Below are 14,601 nucleotides of genomic sequence, written 5' to 3' on the forward strand. Positions count from 1 at the left end.
TCACCTCAATCTTTCACGAAGTCGAGTTTGATTTCACGGCGCATCGGTTGTTCCGCGTCGTACTCGGAAATCTGTCTGTCGAGCATCTTCTGTAAGAAATGCAATAAGATGACTCCACTTAAGAAGACAACGAAGAGCGACCATCCCGGCCAACCGATCAGAACGATGAATGGAAAGAGGATGGCTAATAAGACGAGTAGCCCCATTTCCGATACATACTGCCAATCGATGATCCGTTTGGCTTGTTCCACATTCGTTAACTTCCTGACGAAGCGCCGCTCTCGTCCGATGATGTAAAGCATAATCGTGAGTGTGAACGCTAATGGAATGGTGTACATCGGCTCTCCATTAGATTGAAGCACGAGTACGACAAGTCCACCTATCAGTATTGCAAGGATTGAGCGCAGCAGGAGCCAACGCTGTTGATAATGATAAATCGTATTGATTCGTTCTTGTTTATTCATCCCATTCACCCTTTCAGAATCGTCGAATCTCGCGACGTGTCGGTTGCTCCGGGTCGAGCCAGCGAATTTGTTGATCGAGCTTCTCTTGAGCCCAAAAGATATAAAGCAATGCCCCACCGATAAGAACTGTAGGAATCCAAGACCACTCCATGATTCGAATGGCCAACGGATTCACCAGTCCGAGCAATGCGATAAAGAGGAAGTCCAGATGATACTGCAGTGTCACGACACGTTTCACCTGTTCTTGCTCCGACAATTGACTGATTGCCTCTGCTTCATTCGAAAAGAAGTAACGCGTCGCAAGTAACACCCCACCGATGATTGTGAACCCAATCCAAATGTTCCCGTCCGTTCGCATGAGGAAGTAAACCGCAAGACCTGCCAGAAGCGCTAAGAGTAAGCGTTGCAGGAGTCGCTTCCGATTTGATTGTTTGATTGTATGTAGTCGTTCTTGCTTGTTCATCTCATTCACCTCTTATTTCACTATACGGGATGCGCATGAGAAAAGTTCCGTTATTTTACAAATTAAAAAGGAAGGATCAACCCTCCTTCCTTTACTTTCGATTCACTTCAAAACTTCTGGAGCATCACCTTGACAGAACGTAACGCCCCTTCGATATGACCCCCGAACTGTGCGTCCGTCTCCGAACCGATCAAATGGAGGCGGTCTCCGAGCTCGATTGGACCATAAGCCGGGAATGCCGTGAGCGGCATGAGGTCGTCAGAAGTTGCTGTCTCAGATTCTGTCGACCAGTCCATATAGTGAAATCGCAAGAAGTCATTCGCTTTCGGACCGTATAACTTCTCCAGTTGCTCAATGACACGTGTCTTCACTTGCCCTTCTCCCAACGCTTTACGTTCATCCGGTGACAGACGGAAGAATCCGAATAGCGCGCCTTGACCGTCCATTGGTGAGGCGTCATGAATCTCTTGGAGTGGACCGACCCAACTCATCCCAAATCCAGACAGACCCTCTTCTCGCCAGAACGGTGTCTCGTATACAATCAGCGCCTTCGCCTGAGATGCCATCCAAGTCGGAGTCGTTTTGAGTGCATTCCGTGTCGAAGCTGGCAATTCAGGCTCGATTGTTAGATTGGCGACAAGGCGTGGAGGAAGTGCAAGAATCACGTCATCCGTGTGATGCACCGCCCCATTTTGGAACGTCAATTGGAGTCGGTCTGTCTGTCGGTCGATGGACGTGAGACGATGTCCGAGATGTACGATGTCATCGGACAAATGCGCGTATAATGCTTCCACTAAACTCGTCATCCCACCGACTACACGTTTCGATTGGACAATGCTTTCCTCCGGCAGCACATGTCGTTCCGGCGCAGTCGTCGTCTGGCGTTCGAGCACCATCTCTCCTGTCGTATGTTGAAGGAAAGACTCGAGTCCGAGTGTATCCACGAGTTCCGAGATCGTCTTCTCCGTATCCGGCCAATACCATGTCGGTCCTAGGTCATAGCCATCCTTCGTGAAGATGCGTCCTCCGACTCGCTCACGTGCTTCAAAGACTGTGACGTCATATCCTTTTTGTTGAAGTTGGAGTGCGGCATAAAGCCCGCTGACACCAGCTCCGATGATGGCGATTGATTTCATTGTAAATTCTCCTTTGTCGTCCGTCTCTCCTCGATTATACTGGGTTAGATGATTGGATCTGTTCTAGAAAGGACGACATCAATTGAAAAATATATTCTATTATCTTTTCTTCCCTTATATCGTATTGATGCGCATCCTGTACCGATTTATTCGGACAGAGAATGGGATGACTTGGGCGCTATGTCTCGTTTCACACTCTATATGGTTTCCATTTTTATTCGATTTCATTCAATGGTCGATTTTAGTCGAGTCTGTTATCGTCCTTTACGTAATGAGCGCTCTATACACGCCCCAACTCTACTTTGAGACGGACGTAAAGCGAAGACGACCGAACGGTTACATCCCGATTGAGGAAAGACATCGTTAATTCCAGTCTATTTTATTCAGATAGTCTAGAAGCTGTTGATTTGTGATGTCATCTTGTCTCAATAGTGTTTCCCCTTCCTCTACTCGTGGATCTTCCGGGAAATAGAGTTTTAGAATCTCTAAGCACGCTTCTACAGTCGTCGCGAAACTCTCATCCTTTACGTTAATCGTCAAATACCAACCTCGAATGACACGCTTCACGATGGAGCGCTTCTCTAGATGAGACATCTGTCCACGAAGTAATTTGGACTTAGCTGTTTCAATGGTGGAAACTAAATCCTGGTTCAACTCCTCGCTCACACGAGCATCCGGCTTCATGAGTGGGAATTGAGTCGAAACATCTTCCCCGTAAACACACGTACAGAGATGTCTTAGCCAAAAGCCCCATTCAAAACAGTTCGCTGAATCCAGTGCCACATCCAGACGACCGATATCGTAGTCGATTTTGATGACTTCCCGATGTTCCGTTAGTAATTGCTCCGTCTGCTCCATCAATTCCGTCGCATCGACATCCTCATGCACAAGCACCGTCAAATCTAGATCCGATTCACCAGCAACAGCTGTCCCGCGACCGATGCTTCCGTATAGATATATGCTGTGTAGCTGTTCATCGAATGCTTCTTTCACCAATTCGATTGCTTTGAAAAGCACCACTTCAAACTCAGGTTGGACGTGATGGATGGATGTTTGATTAATGACGTAACCAGCCTCGTCCGCTCCAAGTCGGGTCGGCTTGATCATGACACACCTTGTTCGATGAACGTTTGGACATCAAGCACTTGGTGAAGATGAATCTGGTCGACGATATAGTCATATTTCGTATTCGTTTCAGGATATTCCTTAACGATTGCTTCACACCATTCACGGTCGAACATGTTCTCCCACGATGTACACAGCTCTTCCTCGTTCTCTGCCTCACGGTCTTCAAAAGAGAGGAACCATCGATTTAAGGCAAACACCCAGTAACCTGCTTCCAGTTCTAACACGGCCTCATCAGGTAGCTCGACGGTCAATACGACACCCGGCTCCCCAACCTCTAAAAAACCTCCACGCGCTACATTTGGTGGGGTATCACTAAGCCAAACGGGATCATTCTCATTCAGTAATCGTTTCGTGCGCTTCTCATATTGGTCAACCAACCAATCGTAGGCAGATCGATGATTGGCATCTTCCTCATCTTTAAGCATACCGTAGTTCGGGTCACCGAATAAAAAACCATTCTTCTTAGCGGCTTCCCACGCACCTGCATGTTGATATGTATAATAAATTGCCATTCAATCGACTCCTTTCAAGTCTCTGTATTCAGTTTAACGAGCATATAGGATACAATGCCAATGACAGTCTTTTAATCTGGATGTATTTGGAAGTATAATGAAGACGTAGAAAGGGAGGAATGTCTATATGAACGTCATCATGGTTTCATTATTCGGACTCATCTTCACGATTTTGCCAATCGTCGTACTAATCATCGGTATGTTGTGGATTCGTAATGTCGTCGTACGCTCTGAGAAACGGGCTGACGAGCAACTCTTTATGGAACGTGAACGCTCGAAGCAGTTACAAGTATTGATTGAACGTCTCGACCACATCGAACAACAATTAGATTCGAACACAAAACGCAGCTGACTTAGGTTAGCTGCGTTTCGCCTTATCACGATTTCCATTTAAACGGTTTAGATCGAATGAGTCCGAGTTTGAATCCGATGCGCCATCCCATCCCTCTCACTCGGTCTAATAACCTGTCGCCTCGACCGATAAAAGGCATGACAGCTCGAACTTGTGTGAGATCGACACGATGAGTGACATGCTGATATGTCAAACCGACTGAAGGTTGATTCGCTACGGTCGACTCACACCACGCACGATCAAAAATGCGCTCCCATGATTTTCGGATTTCTTCTTTTGAAAAGTGAGAATCGTCATAATCAGCGTTCTCCTCATCATAACTTTCGAAAATATATCCATTATTCAAGACGATATGCCAGTATTGAAACTCTGATGCCAATACTGCTTCATCTGGAATCTCAACCGTCAAGACAATTCCTTTCGCACCTCGATCAATATGTCCATCCCTGCCTAAATCGGGAAACTCGTCCCAACACCAAATGGGATAGTTCCCATTCATCAAAATGTCGGTACGCTTCTCGTATTGCTCGACCATCCAGTCATAATATATTTTAAATTCATCATAGTCAGGATCCATAAACAATGCGTGTTCCCCGCTCGCTTCAAGATATCCCCTCTTTAAAGCCTGGTGCCACGCTGCTTCATGCTGGTATGTATAATAAATTCCCAATGCCTTTTTCATCCTTCCATCGTTCGTCTACAGCTAGTTTAAAAGATTTCAGCAGAAGAACTACGATAAAAAAATAACCAGGTCATATTATATGACGGGTCTGAATGATACGGGTGAAGATAGATTAATCAGGGACGAGGGACGACCATACTCCATTGATTCGTCGATAAACGACTCTAACGTGCGCACGTTTTCCGTCACGACTTTGACAAGGTAGCTATACTGTCCGGCTAAACGATGACATTCAATCACGGACGGCTGTTGACGACAAAATTCACGGAACGCCTCACACCGATGTGTGTCATAAAGAATAAAGGCAGTTACGTGTTTGTCCATCTTTTCGGGGTTAATGACGGCCCGATAGCCAATGATGACTCCGCGTTCTTCAAGTCGCCTCACCCGTTCGGTCGCAGCAGGCGTAGACAATCCAATCTGTCGTCCTAATTCGGTCATCGAGATCCGGGCTTGTTGTTGCATCAATTCAAGAATATGGCGGTCTATTTCATCCATTTGGCATTCACCTTTCAAAATAAAGTGAAACGGTACATAATCCGTTCTTTCTTAAGTCATTCGCTGAAACTTCCGTCAAACCTCTATGTATCTGTATTCCTCCGTTACATACACTTGAAGTATCCAATTCAAGGGGGAATCAACATGCAAAAAATAGTCGTTCCATTACTCATCATCGATGTCCAACAAGCCTTTCATGATCCAAGCTGGGGGAAGCGCAACAATCCGCAATGTGAAGAGAATATCGCACGGTTGATCGAGACATGGGAAGAACAGGACCAACCAATCATCTATGTCCAGCATGTCACACAAGTACCGACTTCACTCTTCTATTTCAAAAAAGACGGTCATTTGTTCCAAGACTTCATTCAACCTCGTGAACAAGATGTCATCCTAACGAAACAGGTGAATAGTGCCTTCATCGGAACGGATTTACAAGAGCGACTCGAAGCACTTGGTGCGACAAAAATCGTCATCACCGGATTAATCACGAACCATTGCGTCGAGACGACCGCACGGATGGCAGGAAACTTAGGATTTAATCCAATCGTCGTCTCCGATGCGACGGCGACGTTCGATCGTCAATCAATCAGTGGGGCATGGATTCCCGCAGAGGTCATTCATGACGTGTCGCTCGCTAGTCTAAATGAAGAATTTGCATCGATTCAAACGACTGAGTCTACGCTCCAATTCATTCAACAAAAAGAAGTACAGCCCTTCTCATGAGGGCTGTACTTCTTTGATGTCATGCTGCTTGATCTCGAAGGGCAACATGAGATGTGAGAAAAGAACTTTTCTTAAAATATATACTTGAAACGAGTAACGTCAACGCTCCAATCATATACAGGAGGTTGGGATTGATCCAGTCCGCAAACATTCCTCCAAACAAATAGCCGAATGGGGCCAACATTCCTTGAAGCGCATAAACGACCGTCAACGTCCGTCCTAGGTATTCAGATTGAATTTGACGTTGAAGAAGTGTCTGAAACTGAATGCCCATCATACCGATTGCAATCCAAGCTATCCCAAAACTGATCAACGTCACGCCAACGTTTCGATTCAACCAAATTGCCGATACACACCAAGCAAGCCCTCCAATTCCTGTCGCCAAAACGAAAGTCCAACGCAATGAGCGACCACCGTAACGCGTAGACAAACCGCTTCCCACTAACGTCCCGACGGAAATCGCCGCAAGCCATAAGCCATACATGTTCTCAGTCGTAGCGAGTATCGGGAGTACACCAAGTGAAATCGAAACCATAAAGTTAAGGCATGTGAATGCAACAATCAATGTCCGAAACGTACCGAGTTTCCAAACATATCGAAACCCGACTTTCAAATCAGTCATATACGTCACATCGTCTGATTCACGAGTCACCGTCTCACTGATTCGAAGGAAGAAACCGATGACCGCAAACAAAAAGAGATAAAGAACTGCGTTACTCGTAAACATGAGACCGATACCGATGATTGTCAGCAAGAATCCCGCAATCGCATTACACAACAAATCGAGACTATGGTGTGTGAACGTGAACCATGCGTTCACTCTCTGTAAGTCCGCTTCTCGTACAAGTTTTGGAACGAGTGCATATTCTGTCGGATAACTCAGCTCACTCGCTAACGTCGCGAGGAACAATCCGGCGATGATAATCCCAACGGTTAACTCTCCCACTGCATATAAACTCGCCAAAATAATCAAAACCATCGCCTGGACCGCCATGGCAACGAGCAATAACTTCTTTTTTGAATAACGATCAATGAGTGGTCCATAAAGTACTTGGAATGCCACTGGTATCATTGCCGCAAACGTGGTGACACCTATCCAAGCCGAGGCATCCGTCGTCTCTTTGACATACCAGACCGACGCCAAAAAATAAAAGCTATCCGCAAAGTTCGCGATGACACGCACTACTAATAAAACCAATATATTTCGATTCATCTTATCCGCTCCTCATTTGATTTGTCGATGTCATGACAGACAAATCCGAGGGCGGTCCACGTATGCAAGGTTATATGTCGTTCAAGTAATGGTACATGGTCTACTCCTTTTCCAATATGTTTCGAGTGCTTTCAATCAAAATGACCTACTTTCCCCCGACTGTATAATCGGTGGGTCACATGAGACGCGTCGACTTGCTTCAATTTGCGGTCAAGATTCGAGGATGCAACGATGCCAAATAAAACGAGACTACAAGCCAATAGCAATCCTGAAGTGTACCCTTCTCGATACAAAATTATCATACTCAATAGTGTAAATAGTACAATCATTCCAAGACCTATAGCACCCTCAGACCAGACGAGCCGTCGATATCGCACACTTTCGTTAAATGTCAAAAGAACATTCGTTCGAAACACAAGCTTGATACACGCCGTGACCGGAAATAAGACGATGAACCAAGTGATTTCGGCTAACCGCTGATCATCATTCCAGTAAAACAAGGCACCGCTCAAAGTAATCAATAGTCCTACTTGAATTGCAAGACGGGTCGAGCGTTTTCCAGATGCGTAAAGTTGAGAAAATCGCTCAGCACTATTCATCCAGAGAATCCCTCCTTCTGTGTATATCACCTTTACTGATACTATGGACATAATCATTAAGCATGAAAGAAGGAATGAAATGTTTACTACAAAATCAGAAGTAAATGTCTACTTCAAGCTTGTCGGTGATGATTTTTCGATTGACGAAGTGACAAGGCTACTGGATTTAACCCCAACCGAATTCTATAAATTGGGCGAGACACGTGAACCTTCTAAACGTCCATCTACCTTTACCGCATGGATGATTGGTACGGGTTATCAACCTTCATTTGACGTGAACGATCAGCTAAAACAAATTATTAAAACATTAAATGGGAAAGAACTAATATTAGACCAACTCTATCAAACATATGAAAATCTACAAGCCAAATTTGTCATCGTCATCGTGATTGAAGATGGACAGGCTCCAGCGCTAGTCATCGATACGGATACAATCCAGTTTGCTCACCGAATTCAAGCCGAGTTTGATATTGACTTGTATGCGAATCCTTACGAAGAAGATGACTTTTTTGATGAAACTTAACGCATCACTCTACATGAATTCGTTTCATCTGTCTCCAGTGCACAAGCGCATTCGCAAACCAAATAATTGTCAACAGTGGGAACATGACGTTCATCCAGTTCGAACGTTCTATGTAAAACAAGGGGATCGCAAGAAAGAGAACCAAACTCAATATACCTGCTCCAAGATACATGAAAAATAGTAATCGGTGATTCGATTTCATCGTGAATCCTCAGTATTCAAAACCGGATACTTCACTGCGTTTTTCACGAGCTTGTCTTCAATTGCTTTCGAAACATCGATTCCAGCAGCGTGAGCGAACGTCAACGCGTAAATCAACACGTCAGCAAGCTCTTCTTCCATCTCCATCTTTTTTGTCTCAAGCGCTTCTTCACTCGAGATCCACTGGAATACCTCAAGTAACTCACTCGCCTCGAGCGACAGCGAAAGTGCCAAGTCTTTCGGATTATGATGGAACGCCCAATCGCGCTCATCTCGGAATTTAATGACCTCGTCCATTAATCGTTGTATTTCGTTCATGTTCTCCACGTCCTCATTCACAATTTTGCTCTCATTAAACATAATTCCATATTACCAAAAGATGGCACTTTATTATGCTTTTATCTGTTCACATATGCCCCTAATAAATTCTTGTGAATGACAAATAATACGGACTAAAAAAGAATCGCCTGAGAACGGGCGATTCTTTTCGTATACACTCATTTATGTTCCGCCGGTGTCCAGCGCTCCTGTTCACTCGACGCAGGGTAATCAATTCCATCCGGATAGGCAATCAGCTCGATGAGCGATCCCCACGGCGCCTTCCCGTATACACCTTGGTTATTCCCATTGTCTTCGACACCGGCTAACGGATGCGGTTTCGACAACAACTGCCCACCTGCACGTTCAAAGCGCTGAGCCGCCTCTTGCATATCATCCACATAAATCGCGAAATGATGTAAACCGTACGATGAAATTCCTGTCGGTTCGGTTTCATTTACACGTGAGACTTGAAACAACTCGATAGACGGTCCTGATTTGATTTGGAGCAGCCGCATATGGATAATTTGTTGTCCGTCTGGTAAGTCCAGTTGTTGCTCTGCCTCTTTCCCTTCCATCGGTTCATCTTCTGGACGTTGCACGTCATAGCAAATCTCAGCGTGGAACGCATCTTTCAAAAAAGTAGTTGCCTCCTCAATAGAAGGCACCGTCATTCCGATGTGATCAATTCCTCTGTTCATGATGAGTCCCCTTCCATTGTTGACGGATCCGATCCATCCACGTCATAACATCCCGTGAATAAAGTCGCGTCTCGTCAGCTTCACCAGAAATGACACGATGCATCGCGTCGATTTCATAGCGTAATGCCTGCTCCGTCGCCCCGAGCTGAACGGTCTCAACCGAGCCATCTTTCGTATACGTGATGGTCGCCTCCGTTGCACGAGGAAACGAATTGACGGTAATGTACCCGTCTTCTCCCGCGACTACTCCTTGCTTCGGTAACTTTGTACGCATCGCAAGGGTAATGTTCACCATCTGATCAGAATCCGTACGAAGGATCATACTTGATTGTTCATCGACCCCGGTTTTGTATGGCTTCATCGTCGTCAACACGTCCACTACTTCTTCGTCCAAGAAATTTCTAGCGAAGGATAAGGCATACGTCCCGATATCGAGCATCGCACCCCCAGCCAATTCCGGATTGAAGAATCGGTTAGACGGATCATCTTCTTTATAACTGCCGAACGTCACATGAATCATATTGACTCGTCCGATTGCACCTGCCTGAACACGACGTCTCAACTCTTCAAAGAGCGGCATATGATAAATCGTCATCGCTTCGAGCACAATCACCCCTTGATCATCAGCCAGACGTTGAATGTTCTCCAGCTCTTCACTGTTTAGTGTGATGGCTTTTTCGCAAAGGACATGCTTTCCATGTGCGATGGCTTGTTCCATCATCGAATAATGGAGGTGATGAGGTGTCGCCACGTAGACGATGTCGATGTCAGGTGAAGACAACATCTCCCCTAACGTTTGGTACACATATCTCACACCATATTCTTGCGCGAATTGTTCGGCTTTTTCTACATCTCGTCCCCATACCCCGTAGGTAATACCATCTGATTGTGCGAGTGCTTGAGCGAATTCTGTCGCAATCGCACCTGGTCCAATGATTCCCCATCGCTTCATTTCACTTCCCCCGTTTCTGTTGAATAGACGACTGTATCGTGATGCGATGCAACGATGACGTGCGTGACGACATCTGTGAACAAGGACGTATCAACCACGCCACGTACTTGAGATAACTGGTGGTGAACCTCAATCGGATCTTCAGACGGACGGACGACCACGTCGAGTAATCGGTTTCCGTTCACGGTCACCAAGGCCCCGTCACTGTTCAAACTTTGACGAACTTGTAGAGATGTCACCCAAGGGAACTCTTGAATTTTCTGGCTCACATAAGTGAATGCTTGTGGAAGAACTTCCAAGACAATCGGATGATCAAACGTCAATCGTTCAACAAATTTAGAGTCATCCACTAGTAATACGTATCGCTTCGCCATGGTCGCAATAAGTTTTTCTTCCGTATGAATCCCGCCTCCACTCTTCAAGGCGTGGTGTCGTGTATCGACTTGGTCACATCCGTCAAAAGCAAGGTCGATCAGCGAGACATCCCCCGTCTCGACAACCCGAAGCCCTTTTTCAAGACAGGCGCGTCGTGTGACAAAAGAAGGTGTTACGATTGTCACGTCCAGTTCATTCGCATGAATCATATTGATGAGGTGTTGAATCGTACTGCCACCCCCAAGACCGATTGTCATCCCCGATTCAATCCAATGGAGCGCGGCTTCCGCACACTTCTCTTTTATGTCCATCTGTTCATTCCCCCTGTAACAGTTGTTGGGCCGTGCGATCAGTTGTCACGATGACATCAATCAACCGATGCTCGGCGGCGACTCGAATCGCCTCTACTTTCTCACTTCCATAGGCAACCCCGATTTTAAGTGGCACCTTTGCGAGTTGTTGATGCTCAATATGGACTGTTCGATCCGATAGCGAAGTGGTCACGGTCTCTCCATTTTGATTATAGAAGTGCGAGCAAAGATCTCCGATGATTTGGAGTTCGTTCATTTCGTCGGTAAACGTTTGACCATAGAAGGCCAACCAGTTGGATTCCTGGTTCAGTTGGGCCGAACCGATTCCGAAGAGGGCGATGTTCATCCGCCCCCACAGCTCCACGACTTCCTGAGCATGTGTTGACTGCGTCAATGCTTGTTTGATGGCGGCATTCGGTAAAATAGCAGGAACGTCGATTAGTTTAGAACGTCCACGCCATTTTCGTGAGGCGTCATACGCTAACGTGTTCGCATGAAAACGACTTTCGAGTTTTCCGTCCGGCCCACCGATGAGTGGCACACATTGGATATTTGAATACGCTTCTTTCGGTGTGAGTGCTTCTACGACAGCTGCGAGTGCTGTTCCCCAAGAAAAGCCGATCACATCGTCATCGGTCACCACCGACTCGACGTATGTTGCGCACGCTTTCCCCATACGTTGTAACGTCTCTTCACGTTGTCCTAATTTTTCAGGCACTAAGATAACATGCTTTAGACCGAACTGTTCTTTCAGTTGGACTGCCACGTCAATTGATTGAAAGCGATCATAATCGATTTGGAACTTCACAATCCCTAATTCCCGGATGCGTTTTAACATGCGACTAACCGTGGCCCGATTGACATCGAGTGTCTCTGCAATCTGGTGTTGTGTTTGATTCTGTTCGTAATACAAATGCGCTACTTCGTAAAGCCTCTTCAGTTCTTCTGACATTCGGTCACACCCCTTTGCACAAATGTACACCTAAATGAACATTTGTGCAAATCAGGATATGTTTGATTTAAAAAAACACAAAAACGCGTCATGACCGCTGTCGTGACGCGGGTCTCGTATTCAAACGATTTACGGAAAAGAATCAGTCTCGTCGCTTAGTCAGTGTCAGAAAAGAGTTACTACTAATCACAAACCATTATTTTGAAGTGAACACGCAAATCGTACAATTAAAGTTCAAAATTTAAGTCGAATGTTTAGAATTTACTTCTTCATTCTTCAAGCAAATGATCTGACAGTAGTGTCGAATATTCATCTTTTGTGTGTAACACCACTTCGTGTAACGCTCGTGTTAATGAAACATACAAACGTCTTGCCTCTTCTGGTCTGTCTGGATAATTCGTTTCATCTACATCCATAAGTAGAACTGCATCAAACTCCATACCTCGCAAGTAATCGATTGTTGAAATGACAATCTCTTCACCTACTTTGGTCGTCTCTGATTGAATGAATTGGGTCGATAATGCAAGTTTATGGTGTAAAAATTCTGCTCGTTCTTTGGTCGATGTAATAATACATATTGAATATCGTTCTCTTCGCCAACGCATTAACACATCTTTGATTTCTCGACTTTTCTTCGTTTGCAGAAATTCCACTGGTTTCCCATTACGATTGAATGGATCAATCCATGTTGTGTCATGTCCGGTATTTAGGAGTATTTCTTTTGCTAAATCGACAATTGGCTTCGATGTCCGGAATGTCTTCGTCAAATATTCAACTTTCCAATTCTCTTTTGCGTAAGTATGTATAGGCTTCCAAGATGTCATCTCGAGACTTTGATAGCTTTGAAGCGTGTCCCCGAACACCGTCATGCCTCGACACAATTTCTCAAGCACCATTAAATCAAGTGGACGAAGTGTCTGTGCTTCATCGACAAACAAATGACTCCATTTATCCGGATACCCATTAGTTTCATAGTGAAGATACATCCAAAAGAAACGATCAAGTTGTGTTGGTCGTTTTAATTTATGCCACATCTCAAGTAAATCCTCTGAGTATCCATTCTTTAAGTACATCAATCTCTCAGGACTTTTTAAGATTGTCCAAATAGATGCCGCCTCAAGCCTCGTCGTCTTTTTCCAGAAGTCGAGAAATTGTTGCCGCTCACGTTTTTCACGATTGAGTCGGTTATCCATACTTTCACGCATCAATTTTTCTAACTCTCGACTCTTTATCGTACTTAGTTCAGATGTCCAATGCTGAATCGCTTCGATATATTCTTTTTGATACTGTTCTTTGTTTACTATAGAAAGTCTTTCCGATTCACTTCGGATCATCTGTATGATTTGTTCTGATTGAGAAGGTCCTGGTTTCTCCTGTCCAAACCAATATAGCCAACACTCGTTGGTACAATGATTCTAGAGAAGGTATTGGCTCATAACGTTTGAGTAGAACCGCCACATCCTCATACCACTCTTCCAATGCGGCTTCCGTCCATGGGAACAATACATCTGATTCGTATAAAGGTAAAAGTTCAGGAACAATACGCGCCGAAAAATCTTTTGTTGTTACCGTTTTGAGCATGTCATCAAACGTCATCGTCGAAACCGATTTCAATTGTAGATGATCTGCATCCTTTAATAGTTGATGAATTGTCGCTTCATTCGGCGCCAAATATAACATATTGCGACATCTTGATACTGCAGATACGACATGCGATGAAGTGCCGTTAAAGACTTCCCTGTTCCTGCAGCTCCTTGGACAATCATATATGTATGGATGGGTGCTTGAATAATGTGGTTCTGTTCCGTTTGTCGCGTCGCAATGAAACCATCGATTGAACGATCTTTTTGTTTCTTCGCAAGCTCCTGCTCCATAAAATCCTCTGATTTAACAACGGGTTCAGACTTTTTAAATGTAGATTTAATCTGTTCGGTGAATCGCTGTGTAAATTTCTTAGCTCGTCCCGTGGAGGCTTTCTGATAATTCGCTTGAATGACTCGTCGCTGGCGTCGATCTAGTTGCAATTGTGTCATTCCAACAATATGCCCTCCAGATGTCTCGATGATTTCCCCATTGAACATCGAGGCCCGCATCGCCATCTCACTTCGCCAGTCAAGAACCAATGGAATCTCAGGTGATTTTGGATGTGCCACCCCAAACTTCCCGACAGGATAGGATTCCTCTTCCCCCTCATAATCAATATGAAAAGTAAATGCATACAGTTCTCTCAACGCATCTTCGTATTGTCGACGTTCTTGAGTATTATCACCACGACGCTAATGACCTCTCATATCAATCATTTCATATACTTATTTCACCATAATTGAGAGTGGTATTTTCTATCATTAACTTGAATTTAGTTGATTACTTTATAAAGAAAGACATCGAAATCATCTCAATGTCTTACAATCCACAACTTAAATAACTATGATTTGTGGCCACTTTATATTTTCTTCTGAATAAACTCGTTGTAAATACTGTAAGTCAATTGTGCA

Annotated in this window: 21 protein-coding genes; 4 read left to right on the forward strand and 17 right to left on the reverse strand. The window is 44.8% G+C overall.

Annotation, left to right across the window (positions count from 1 at the left end; translation table 11 throughout):
• Nucleotides 1–5: 5 nt before the first annotated feature.
• The 3 genes from KNO92_RS11340 to KNO92_RS11350 form a co-directional block, all read right to left on the reverse strand.
• Nucleotides 6–464, reverse strand: coding sequence for a hypothetical protein (locus KNO92_RS11340; protein ID WP_214761412.1), 459 nt, complete (start codon nt 462–464; stop codon nt 6–8).
• 13 nt (nt 465–477) lie between these two features.
• Nucleotides 478–927 carry a hypothetical protein gene (locus tag KNO92_RS11345; RefSeq protein ID WP_214761414.1) on the reverse strand — a complete coding sequence of 150 codons (450 nt, stop codon included), beginning with the start codon at nt 925–927 and terminating at the stop codon, nt 478–480.
• 107 nt (nt 928–1,034) lie between these two features.
• On the reverse strand, nt 1,035–2,063 hold the full coding sequence (locus tag KNO92_RS11350) for a flavin monoamine oxidase family protein (RefSeq protein WP_214696992.1): 1,029 nt from the start codon (nt 2,061–2,063) through the stop codon (nt 1,035–1,037).
• Between the two features lie 82 nt (nt 2,064–2,145).
• Between KNO92_RS11350 and KNO92_RS11355 the strand changes: the two genes are divergently transcribed.
• Nucleotides 2,146–2,430 (forward strand): hypothetical protein, encoded by a 285-nt coding sequence (locus tag KNO92_RS11355; protein WP_214696994.1) that lies wholly within the window; start codon nt 2,146–2,148, stop codon nt 2,428–2,430.
• On the opposite strand, the gene KNO92_RS11360 is transcribed toward KNO92_RS11355, so the two are convergent.
• The gene (locus KNO92_RS11360; RefSeq protein ID WP_214761416.1) at nt 2,427–3,170 is read right to left on the reverse strand and encodes a nucleotidyltransferase domain-containing protein; all 744 of its coding nucleotides are present in this window, start codon (nt 3,168–3,170) and stop codon (nt 2,427–2,429) included. The two genes, KNO92_RS11355 and KNO92_RS11360, sit on opposite strands and share 4 nt — an antisense overlap.
• Nucleotides 3,167–3,703 carry a DUF3841 domain-containing protein gene (locus KNO92_RS11365; RefSeq protein WP_214696998.1) on the reverse strand — a complete coding sequence of 179 codons (537 nt, stop codon included), beginning with the start codon at nt 3,701–3,703 and terminating at the stop codon, nt 3,167–3,169. Before KNO92_RS11365 ends, KNO92_RS11360 begins: the two co-directional genes overlap by 4 nt.
• Nucleotides 3,704–3,830: 127 nt before the next feature.
• Here KNO92_RS11365 and KNO92_RS11370 point away from each other — a divergent pair, with 127 nt between their 5' ends.
• Nucleotides 3,831–4,055, forward strand: a complete 225-nt coding sequence (locus KNO92_RS11370) for a hypothetical protein (protein ID WP_214697000.1) — start codon at nt 3,831–3,833, stop codon at nt 4,053–4,055.
• Between the two features lie 25 nt (nt 4,056–4,080).
• Here KNO92_RS11370 and KNO92_RS11375 read toward each other — a convergent pair whose 3' ends face one another.
• Both KNO92_RS11375 and KNO92_RS11380 read right to left on the reverse strand, forming a co-directional pair.
• Complete coding sequence (locus KNO92_RS11375) at nt 4,081–4,725, reverse strand: DUF3841 domain-containing protein (RefSeq protein WP_214761418.1); 645 nt, start codon at nt 4,723–4,725, stop codon at nt 4,081–4,083.
• An 87-nt stretch (nt 4,726–4,812) separates the two neighbouring features.
• Nucleotides 4,813–5,235 carry an Lrp/AsnC family transcriptional regulator gene (locus KNO92_RS11380; protein WP_214697004.1) on the reverse strand — a complete coding sequence of 141 codons (423 nt, stop codon included), beginning with the start codon at nt 5,233–5,235 and terminating at the stop codon, nt 4,813–4,815.
• A gap of 144 nt (nt 5,236–5,379) precedes the next feature.
• Between KNO92_RS11380 and KNO92_RS11385 the strand changes: the two genes are divergently transcribed.
• Nucleotides 5,380–5,961 carry a cysteine hydrolase family protein gene (locus KNO92_RS11385; protein ID WP_214697006.1) on the forward strand — a complete coding sequence of 194 codons (582 nt, stop codon included), beginning with the start codon at nt 5,380–5,382 and terminating at the stop codon, nt 5,959–5,961.
• 19 nt (nt 5,962–5,980) lie between these two features.
• On the opposite strand, the gene KNO92_RS11390 is transcribed toward KNO92_RS11385, so the two are convergent.
• Nucleotides 5,981–7,174, reverse strand: coding sequence for an MFS transporter (locus KNO92_RS11390; RefSeq protein ID WP_214697008.1), 1,194 nt, complete (start codon nt 7,172–7,174; stop codon nt 5,981–5,983).
• Nucleotides 7,175–7,305: 131 nt separating this feature from the next.
• The gene (locus KNO92_RS11395) at nt 7,306–7,773 is read right to left on the reverse strand and encodes a hypothetical protein (protein WP_214697010.1); all 468 of its coding nucleotides are present in this window, start codon (nt 7,771–7,773) and stop codon (nt 7,306–7,308) included.
• 79 nt (nt 7,774–7,852) lie between these two features.
• Here KNO92_RS11395 and KNO92_RS11400 point away from each other — a divergent pair, with 79 nt between their 5' ends.
• Nucleotides 7,853–8,296: a DUF4279 domain-containing protein gene (locus KNO92_RS11400; protein WP_214697012.1), complete on the forward strand. Its 444-nt coding sequence runs from the start codon at nt 7,853–7,855 to the stop codon at nt 8,294–8,296.
• 198 nt (nt 8,297–8,494) lie between these two features.
• Here KNO92_RS11400 and KNO92_RS11405 read toward each other — a convergent pair whose 3' ends face one another.
• The 8 genes from KNO92_RS11405 to KNO92_RS11440 form a co-directional block, all read right to left on the reverse strand.
• On the reverse strand, nt 8,495–8,815 hold the full coding sequence (locus tag KNO92_RS11405; RefSeq protein WP_214697014.1) for a nucleotide pyrophosphohydrolase: 321 nt from the start codon (nt 8,813–8,815) through the stop codon (nt 8,495–8,497).
• A 179-nt stretch (nt 8,816–8,994) separates the two neighbouring features.
• On the reverse strand, nt 8,995–9,516 hold the full coding sequence (locus tag KNO92_RS11410; RefSeq protein WP_214697016.1) for a VOC family protein: 522 nt from the start codon (nt 9,514–9,516) through the stop codon (nt 8,995–8,997).
• Entirely contained in the window at nt 9,500–10,468 is a 969-nt protein-coding gene (locus KNO92_RS11415; protein ID WP_214761420.1) for a Gfo/Idh/MocA family protein, read from the reverse strand. Before KNO92_RS11415 ends, KNO92_RS11410 begins: the two co-directional genes overlap by 17 nt.
• Complete coding sequence (gene rpiA, locus KNO92_RS11420; protein WP_214697019.1) at nt 10,465–11,154, reverse strand: ribose 5-phosphate isomerase A; 690 nt, start codon at nt 11,152–11,154, stop codon at nt 10,465–10,467. Before rpiA ends, KNO92_RS11415 begins: the two co-directional genes overlap by 4 nt.
• Before the next feature lie 4 nt (nt 11,155–11,158).
• Entirely contained in the window at nt 11,159–12,106 is a 948-nt protein-coding gene (locus KNO92_RS11425; protein WP_214697022.1) for a sugar-binding transcriptional regulator, read from the reverse strand.
• A gap of 269 nt (nt 12,107–12,375) precedes the next feature.
• On the reverse strand, nt 12,376–13,440 hold the full coding sequence (locus KNO92_RS11430; protein WP_214761422.1) for a 3'-5' exonuclease: 1,065 nt from the start codon (nt 13,438–13,440) through the stop codon (nt 12,376–12,378).
• Complete coding sequence (locus KNO92_RS11435) at nt 13,427–13,786, reverse strand: hypothetical protein (RefSeq protein ID WP_214761424.1); 360 nt, start codon at nt 13,784–13,786, stop codon at nt 13,427–13,429. The genes KNO92_RS11430 and KNO92_RS11435 overlap by 14 nt, the downstream gene beginning before the upstream one ends.
• Entirely contained in the window at nt 13,741–14,259 is a 519-nt protein-coding gene (locus KNO92_RS11440; RefSeq protein ID WP_214761426.1) for a hypothetical protein, read from the reverse strand. The genes KNO92_RS11435 and KNO92_RS11440 overlap by 46 nt, the downstream gene beginning before the upstream one ends.
• Nucleotides 14,260–14,601 lie beyond the last annotated feature (342 nt).

Source organism: Exiguobacterium sp. s129 (genome assembly GCF_018617585.1).
Taxonomy (GTDB): domain Bacteria; phylum Bacillota; class Bacilli; order Exiguobacteriales; family Exiguobacteriaceae; genus Exiguobacterium; species Exiguobacterium aestuarii_A.

What these genes read in the sequence shown, in the direction of transcription:
- KNO92_RS11340 (WP_214761412.1), bottom strand. Translation starts at nt 464, where the DNA reads ATGAATAAACAAGAACGAATCAATACGATTTATCATTATCAACAGCGT.
- KNO92_RS11345 (WP_214761414.1), bottom strand. Translation starts at nt 927, where the DNA reads ATGAACAAGCAAGAACGACTACATACAATCAAACAATCAAATCGGAAG.
- KNO92_RS11350 (WP_214696992.1), bottom strand. Translation starts at nt 2,063, where the DNA reads ATGAAATCAATCGCCATCATCGGAGCTGGTGTCAGCGGGCTTTATGCC.
- KNO92_RS11360 (WP_214761416.1), bottom strand. Translation starts at nt 3,170, where the DNA reads ATGATCAAGCCGACCCGACTTGGAGCGGACGAGGCTGGTTACGTCATT.
- KNO92_RS11365 (WP_214696998.1), bottom strand. Translation starts at nt 3,703, where the DNA reads ATGGCAATTTATTATACATATCAACATGCAGGTGCGTGGGAAGCCGCT.
- KNO92_RS11370 (WP_214697000.1), top strand. Translation starts at nt 3,831, where the DNA reads ATGAACGTCATCATGGTTTCATTATTCGGACTCATCTTCACGATTTTG.
- KNO92_RS11380 (WP_214697004.1), bottom strand. Translation starts at nt 5,235, where the DNA reads ATGGATGAAATAGACCGCCATATTCTTGAATTGATGCAACAACAAGCC.
- KNO92_RS11385 (WP_214697006.1), top strand. Translation starts at nt 5,380, where the DNA reads ATGCAAAAAATAGTCGTTCCATTACTCATCATCGATGTCCAACAAGCC.
- KNO92_RS11390 (WP_214697008.1), bottom strand. Translation starts at nt 7,174, where the DNA reads ATGAATCGAAATATATTGGTTTTATTAGTAGTGCGTGTCATCGCGAAC.
- KNO92_RS11395 (WP_214697010.1), bottom strand. Translation starts at nt 7,773, where the DNA reads ATGAATAGTGCTGAGCGATTTTCTCAACTTTACGCATCTGGAAAACGC.
- KNO92_RS11400 (WP_214697012.1), top strand. Translation starts at nt 7,853, where the DNA reads ATGTTTACTACAAAATCAGAAGTAAATGTCTACTTCAAGCTTGTCGGT.
- KNO92_RS11405 (WP_214697014.1), bottom strand. Translation starts at nt 8,815, where the DNA reads ATGAACGAAATACAACGATTAATGGACGAGGTCATTAAATTCCGAGAT.
- KNO92_RS11410 (WP_214697016.1), bottom strand. Translation starts at nt 9,516, where the DNA reads ATGAACAGAGGAATTGATCACATCGGAATGACGGTGCCTTCTATTGAG.
- KNO92_RS11415 (WP_214761420.1), bottom strand. Translation starts at nt 10,468, where the DNA reads ATGAAGCGATGGGGAATCATTGGACCAGGTGCGATTGCGACAGAATTC.
- rpiA (WP_214697019.1), bottom strand. Translation starts at nt 11,154, where the DNA reads ATGGACATAAAAGAGAAGTGTGCGGAAGCCGCGCTCCATTGGATTGAA.
- KNO92_RS11425 (WP_214697022.1), bottom strand. Translation starts at nt 12,106, where the DNA reads ATGTCAGAAGAACTGAAGAGGCTTTACGAAGTAGCGCATTTGTATTAC.
- KNO92_RS11430 (WP_214761422.1), bottom strand. Translation starts at nt 13,440, where the DNA reads ATGATCCGAAGTGAATCGGAAAGACTTTCTATAGTAAACAAAGAACAG.
- KNO92_RS11435 (WP_214761424.1), bottom strand. Translation starts at nt 13,786, where the DNA reads ATGTTATATTTGGCGCCGAATGAAGCGACAATTCATCAACTATTAAAG.